Source organism: Ensifer sp. KUDG1 (assembly GCF_050434285.1).
GTDB lineage: Bacteria > Pseudomonadota > Alphaproteobacteria > Rhizobiales > Rhizobiaceae > Ensifer.
Genome location: NZ_JBNDIG010000010.1, coordinates 304,609 through 311,004, shown reverse-complemented (window position 1 = coordinate 311,004; position 6,396 = coordinate 304,609). Strand labels below are relative to the sequence as shown.

6 protein-coding genes and 1 pseudogene are annotated in these 6,396 nt (G+C 62.6%); 2 read left to right on the top strand and 5 right to left on the bottom strand.

Features of this window, described 5'->3' with window-relative positions:
• Positions 1-335 (bottom strand): annotated as a pseudogene (locus M2267_RS24055) (hypothetical protein); the annotation flags it as partial.
• A 204-nt stretch (positions 336-539) separates the two neighbouring features.
• On the opposite strand from M2267_RS24055, the gene M2267_RS24050 reads away from it, so the two are divergent.
• On the top strand, positions 540-1,145 hold the full coding sequence (locus M2267_RS24050; protein WP_429117777.1) for an RBBP9/YdeN family alpha/beta hydrolase: 606 nt from the start codon (positions 540-542) through the stop codon (positions 1,143-1,145).
• 314 nt (positions 1,146-1,459) lie between these two features.
• Positions 1,460-2,866 carry an FAD/NAD(P)-binding protein gene (locus tag M2267_RS24045; protein ID WP_429117775.1) on the top strand — a complete coding sequence of 469 codons (1,407 nt, stop codon included), beginning with the start codon at positions 1,460-1,462 and terminating at the stop codon, positions 2,864-2,866.
• Positions 2,867-2,876: 10 nt separating this feature from the next.
• Here the strand turns inward: M2267_RS24045 and M2267_RS24040 are convergent, their stop codons facing one another.
• The 4 genes from M2267_RS24040 to M2267_RS24025 form a co-directional block, all read right to left on the bottom strand.
• Complete coding sequence (locus M2267_RS24040) at positions 2,877-3,728, bottom strand: ABC transporter permease subunit (RefSeq protein WP_429117774.1); 852 nt, start codon at positions 3,726-3,728, stop codon at positions 2,877-2,879.
• Positions 3,725-4,516, bottom strand: coding sequence for a taurine ABC transporter ATP-binding protein (locus M2267_RS24035; RefSeq protein WP_429117771.1), 792 nt, complete (start codon positions 4,514-4,516; stop codon positions 3,725-3,727). The genes M2267_RS24040 and M2267_RS24035 overlap by 4 nt, the downstream gene beginning before the upstream one ends.
• A gap of 71 nt (positions 4,517-4,587) precedes the next feature.
• Positions 4,588-5,595 (bottom strand): taurine ABC transporter substrate-binding protein, encoded by a 1,008-nt coding sequence (tauA, locus tag M2267_RS24030; RefSeq protein ID WP_429117768.1) that lies wholly within the window; start codon positions 5,593-5,595, stop codon positions 4,588-4,590.
• A gap of 167 nt (positions 5,596-5,762) precedes the next feature.
• Positions 5,763-6,311, bottom strand: coding sequence for a flavin reductase family protein (locus M2267_RS24025; RefSeq protein ID WP_082006172.1), 549 nt, complete (start codon positions 6,309-6,311; stop codon positions 5,763-5,765).
• Between the last annotated feature and the right edge of the window lie 85 nt (positions 6,312-6,396).

Genomic DNA, 6,396 nt, shown 5'->3' with positions numbered 1-6,396 from the left:
GACAACGGGATCAACACGATCAGAACCAGCCAGCTCAGCGTGATCCCGAGCGACAAACCAAATCCAGGCAAAACACTCGGCTGGCGAAATCGCCACCGGTTCCCATTGCGTCGCTCCGTCACCTTTCGGTCACCTCTTGGCCCCGCAGCCGCGAGCGGCTGCGCTATCCCCTCATCCAAACCGATCTTCAAACCGCCGGTTGGCCGGCTTGTTTGAGCGCCGGTATCTTTCGGCGCCAAACTACCAATTTCATGGGCTCCAACAACGCAAATTTTTGACGCTTCGGCGGCCGTAAGAGAAACTGATTTCGCTTCTAACCGCGTCAATAGAAACACTCTGCTCCCAAGATTGTTCCATGCCTGACATCTAAAATGATGGTGCGTGAACGAGGCGACTGAAAAGTTATGCTATAGAATTTATAGATATTGAATGTTCCTTGCTTACGCGCTGCATTTCGCTCTTCCATAATCGAGCCATGAACCGGGCGCGGCAGAATGCGCGGCCGTCACTTTGAAACATTCTCGTAAGCGGTTGATGTCATGGCAACAACGCTCATCATTCCCGGGTTGCTCGGATCGAACAGCGGCCATTGGCAGCGCCATTGGCTGAATGACAATCCGCACGCCGTCCTCGTCGAACAGGACGACTGGGACCGACCAAGGCTCGATCTCTGGCGCGACAGGCTCGAACACGAAATCTTCCGGCATGGTACCGTTGACCTCGTGGCACACAGCCTCGGCTGTCTTCTGGTCGCCAATCTGGTGCGGCGCCCGCTCGCCCGGCAGGTGCGCAGCGCCTTGCTCGTCGCACCGTGCGATCTCGGTCCGACCGATCGGCTTCATCCGGGCGCCATCGACTTCGGATCGATGCCGGACCTGCCGTTGCCTTTTTCGAGCCTTGTCGTTGGAAGCCTGAACGACCCCTATATGCCCTTCGACCGCCTGCGCCATTTTTCGACCCGCTGGGGCAGTCGCCTCATCGATCTCGGCCATGCCGGCCATATCAACATCGCCAGTGGCTATGGCCGCTGGTCGCATGGTTATGACCTGCTCAGGGTATTGAACGGCATTTCGCGCCGCGAGACCACTCGCGGCCAACCGGGCGAGTTTTCGGAGCGGTTGCCCTTGCCAAACGGCGTGGCCTGACCGCCCCAGAGTGTGACGCCGAAGACCGCTTCGAGCGGCCTTGCCACACGGGGCCCTTGATGTCCGCGCCGTTTCACGCTCTAATAGCGCACAAAGTTTATAGAGTATACCGTCTAGGGATGCGCATGTGCCAAGGTGCCAGGCCAGCCGGGATAGGACATACGGGCTCGACCATCGATGCGGCGGACGATATCTTCACGCGACCCTGCGGGTGGTTGCCGATAGCCTTACAATTCGGTCGGTGTCTGCGTTGAGGACCGAAACAGCCATGCATTTCAAACTTTGCCGGCGAGGCCGGCCATAGGAGAGTGCACATGACTGTCCATGGATTGTTTGCCAAGACGTCTCCGACGGAAGGGGCCCCCAGGGGCAAGCCGCATATCGCCATCGTCGGCCGCGGTTTTTCCGGCGTGATGATGGCTATCGCCCTGATGAAGTCCGTGCGGGCCGCCTTTCACGTCCATCTCTTCGACCCGCAACCGACGATCAGTGGCGGCCAGGTGTTGGCCACCGCCCAGAGCGGTGAAATCCTCAACAGTCGTGTTCGTGATCTTTCAGTGGCCGCCGGTCAGCCGGAAGACTTCAACGACTGGCTCTCGGCCAATGCCGAGTTTCGCGCCGCCGTGCCGGCGGCCATTCCCGGGTTCCAGCAGATCTTCGTGCCGAAGAGCATCTTCAGCGATTATGTCTATCAGCGCTTCTCCGAGGCGCTGACGCGCCGGCCGGATATTTCGATGCAGCTCTCCTGTCAGGCGGTGCTTGGTCTACGCAAGCAGGCCAATGGGCGCTTTCTGGTGATGCAGGAGAACGCGACGGTGGAATGCGATGCCGTCGTGCTGGCGACCGGATTTGGTCTGCGTCGCGGTGAGATGGAAGTCGCTGAAGAGGAAAAGCCGTTGGTACGCGCGCGCCGTCTCGTCGTGCCGCGCCACACGGTGCTGCTCGGCAGTGGGGTTCGGGTGGTCGACCGCCTGCTGCAGCTTCGCGACAACGGCTTTGCCGGCGAAGTCACCATCCTCTCCCGCCATGGCTTCCTGCCGCAGCCGCATACCCGCCTCTCGGCAGCGCCGACCTTTCCCGTCGAGCCGATGCCGACGCGGCTCGGCGAGATCGTTCGTTTCGTCCGGCAGGCCTGTGCGGAGGCCGAGGCGGCAGGGCTCGGCTGGCAGGCGGCCATGAACGGCCTGCGCCGCCGGGCGCGGTCGCTGTGGCAGGCGCTGCCCGAGGAAGAGAAACACCGCTTCAACAGGCACCTTCGCTCGATCTACGACAGCCACCGCAACCGCCTGCCGGCACCCCTCTACCTGCGTCTTCGGCAGGAGTTAGCGAGCGAGCGGACCGTGCTGCGCAAGGGCTGGGCCGGCCGGCGCCGTCCGGAAGGACTGATGGTGCGCTTTGCTGGTGAAAGCGAGGAGACGCTGATGTCAGCCGATCAGGTGATCGATTGTCGCTGCTCGGCGCCAGATCTTCAGGCGCCGTTGATGCAGAGCCTTTTTTCCGGCGGCCTTGCCGAGCCCGACGAACTTGATCTCGGCATTGCCGTCAGCCCGGCGGGCGAAGTGCTTGCCGGCGGAGATCCGACGCCCGATCTCTACGCCATCGGGCCGCTCGGCGTTGGCAGCCTGCCGGATATCGATCTCGTGCCGGAGATCGTCACGCAGACCTATGCCGCGGCGCGATTGATCGCCACCCGGAACCGGGTCACTCTGAAGACCGGCTGACGCTTGCCGCTTACCGCCGCGTTGCCCAGGGTACGAGCCAGCGCTCGATCAGGCGTGCCGCCAGTTCGAACAGGAAGGCGACGGCAGCGATGACGACGATGCCGGCGATCACCACGTCGGTCACGAGGAACTGGGCTGCGGACTGGATCATGAAACCGAGGCCGCGGGTTGCGGCGACAAGTTCGGCCGCCACCAGCGTCGACCAGCCGGCGCCGAGCGCGATGCGGGTTCCCGTGAGGATCGAGGGCAGGGCGCTCGGCACGATGACGTGGCGCAGCACCTGCAGCCGCGACGCGCCGAAGGATCGCGCCGCGTTGACGTGATCGGCCGATGCGGAACGGACGCCCGTTGCCGTAGAAAGGATGACCGGCGGAAGCATGGCCAGGGCAATCACCGCGATCTTTGATGCCTCGCCGATGCCGAGCCAGATGATCACCAGGGGCAGATAAGCAAGCGGCGGCAGCGGCCGCAGGAACTCGACGATCGGATCGAGAATGCCCTTGCCGATACGGCTCGCTCCGATGGCAAGGCCGGCGGGAACGCCGACGACGAGAGCGACAGCAAGCGCGCCGAAGATCCGCAGCAGGCTGGCGCCGACGTGCTCAGCGAGCGTCGCATCGACAAAGCCGGTGACGGCGAGGCTCCGCAGTGCTTGGTAGACGGCGACCGGTGACGGCAGGAACAGTGGCGAGACGAGGGTATAGCTGGAGGCAAGGCTCCAGAGGAAAAGCAGTGTGGTGATCGTCGCGAGCGAAATCCAGACAAGCGGCAACGGCGGTCGCTCGGCGCTCTGTTCCTGTTGCTCATCCACGTGGCGCGCCGCCGGCATGATCGGCGGCAGGCCTTCAGCCGAGATGCTCATGCGGCAATTCCTTCTTCTTCGGCATGGATGAGCACGGTCAATTCGTCCTGCAGGTGGCGAAAAGCGGCTGAGCTGCGGATTTCCGAAAGCGGCGTCCCGGCGAGGTGATCGCGGCCGAAGGTCGTGAAGATTTCGCTGGTGATCCGGCCGGGGTTGGGGGCAAGCACGATGACCCGCGTTGCGAGCAGCAGCGCCTCCTCTATACTGTGGGTGATCAGGAGGGCACCGACGCGGTTCTGTCGCCAGATGTCGAGAAGAAAGCCCTGCATGCGGCTTCGGGTCAGGGCATCGAGCGCGCCGAGCGGCTCGTCCATCAACAGAAACTTCGGGCTGGAGGCAAGTGCGCGGGCAATGCCGACACGTTGTCGCATGCCGCCCGACAGTTCCCAGACATGCCGCTCGGCTGCATCGCCGAGCCCCACCTGGTCGAGAAGAGTTCGCGCCCGCTCGAGCCGATCCACCTTGGAAAAACCGCGCAGGCGCAGGGGAAAGGCGACATTGTCGAGGGCCGTCAGCCACGGATAAAGGGCATCGTCCTGAAACACGACGGCGCGCTCTGCGCCGGGGCCGGTGACCGGCGCGCCGTCGAGCCGAATACGCCCGCCGCCCGGTTTCACGAAGCCCGCCGCCAGATTGAGAAGGCTGGTCTTGCCGGAACCGGAGCGTCCGATGACGACGACGAATTCGTCGTGGCCGATCGACAGATCGATTGACGCAAGCACCGGCGTGTTGCGGCCGGCATCGGCTCCATATCGCAATGTGACATTCTCAAGCGAGAGGACGGACATGCTGTTCTCCTGGCATACTGCCGTGTGCCCGCCCGAAGATTTCATCCGGGCGGGCAGCAATTGAGTGAACGTCAGAACGAGAGCTTTGCCGCTTCCTGCGCCCAGCGGGCGGAAACGTAAGGCGCGTAGTCGGGAAGGACTGCCGGGATCTTGCCCTGTTCGAGCAGGAAGGCCGAGGTCTGGGCGATCGCCTTGACTGTCGCGCCGCCGAGGAGATCGGCACTCGCCTGTTCTTCGAGCGACGGGAAGTAATAGCCCTTGAGCAGGTTCGGCACCTCCTCAGGCTTTGCGCCGGTGAGCCGTGCGATCTTCTCGGCCTGAGGCGAGCCTGCGCTCCAGGCTTCCGGCTTGGCGCGGTAATCGGCATAGGCGTCGCCGGTCACCTTGACGAATCCGGTGACGATTTCAGGATGTTCATCGGCAAACTTTTTGCTGACGATCCAGGCGTCGAAGGTCGGTCCGCCCCATTTCGCGACGTCGCTCGATGTCGCAAGCACGGTTGCGGTCTTCTTGATTTCGGAGAGAACCGGATCCCAGACATAGGCGCCGTCGATATCACCGCGCTGCCAGGCGGCCGCGATCTCCGGCGGCCTGAGGTTGAGGATCTCGACCGACTTCGGATCGACATTCCAGTGTTTCAACGCCGTGAGCAGGCTGTAATGCGCCGTCGAGACGAAAGGTGTTGCGATCTTCTTGCCGGCAAGCTCTTCCGGCTTGTCGATGCCCTTGACCGCCAGTGCCTCGGCGTCACTGATCAGGCCGACGACAAAGATGGTTTCGAGCGGGATCTGGCGGCTTGCGGCGGCGGCAAGCGGCGAGGATCCGACATAGCCGATGTCGATCGACCCGGACGCAAGGGCCGCAATGACATCGGCGCCACCGTCGAACTTCTGCCAGGTGATCTTGGCGCCGGTCACCTTCTCATAGGTTCCGTCTGCCTGCGGCACGCGCGATGGTTCGACGATCGGCTGGTAGCCGATGGTAAGCGTCGTTTCGTTTGCATGGGCCGGAAGGGAAAACTGGCTTGCGGCCAAGAGGGCGACACTGGCGGCAAGAAGGGTGCGTCTGCGGATCGTCATCGTATGCTCCTCAACGGGTTGCGGCTTCCTCGGGAAGTCCTGATGCTATGTTGATTAAAAGCATGGATTTTATATAGATAAATTATTCCGCTTTTTGCTGCTTTGCAGAGAGTGCTTTCCAAAATCGAAATCTCTGGCGGCGCTCTGTGCCATGCAGGAAAGCAGCGTCAGAACTGCACGCCGCCGTAGCGGCCGTTGTGGTAGACGATCGGTTCGCCTGTCCCGGCCGTAATCGCCACCACTCGGCCGAGGATGATCGCATGGCTATGGCGCTCGATGATCTCCTCGACCTCGCAATCGATGGCGGCGAGCGCGCCGGCAAGCGCCGATGCGCCGCTGGCAAGCCGGATCCATTCGGCGCCATCGTAGCGGGCCGGACCCTTGGCGCCGTCGACACCGGAGAAGCGCTCGGCGACCCTCTGCTGCTCGCGCGACAGAAGGTTGACGCAGAAATGCCGGTAGCGCTCGATGACCGGCCAGGTGGAGGACGTGCGGTTGATGTTGACGATCATGGTCGGCGGATCGACGGCGAGTGCTGTGGCGGAGGTCACGGTAGCGCCGGTGCGCTCCTCACCTATCCCCGCGGTGATGACGGAGACGCCACCTGAGAAGTTGCGCATGGCCGCCTTCAGCGCCGGCGTGGTGATCGACCCGTAGCCATTGGCGGTCGGAACGATGGCATCGAATGCGGGAGAAGCGGCAAGCGCGATGGTCATGGCCAAATCCTCGAAAAATTTAAATCTAATTCCCGATCGCTGACAGCTGATCCGGGAAAAATTTTTCCTCATATCAAGGATGATC

Bases quoted from the DNA above. Each gene is read 5' to 3' on its own strand.
- M2267_RS24050 (WP_429117777.1), top strand. From the start codon at position 540: ATGGCAACAACGCTCATCATTCCCGGGTTGCTCGGATCGAACAGCGGC.
- M2267_RS24045 (WP_429117775.1), top strand. From the start codon at position 1,460: ATGACTGTCCATGGATTGTTTGCCAAGACGTCTCCGACGGAAGGGGCC.
- M2267_RS24040 (WP_429117774.1), bottom strand. From the start codon at position 3,728: ATGAGCATCTCGGCTGAAGGCCTGCCGCCGATCATGCCGGCGGCGCGC.
- M2267_RS24035 (WP_429117771.1), bottom strand. From the start codon at position 4,516: ATGTCCGTCCTCTCGCTTGAGAATGTCACATTGCGATATGGAGCCGAT.
- tauA (WP_429117768.1), bottom strand. From the start codon at position 5,595: ATGACGATCCGCAGACGCACCCTTCTTGCCGCCAGTGTCGCCCTCTTG.
- M2267_RS24025 (WP_082006172.1), bottom strand. From the start codon at position 6,311: ATGACCATCGCGCTTGCCGCTTCTCCCGCATTCGATGCCATCGTTCCG.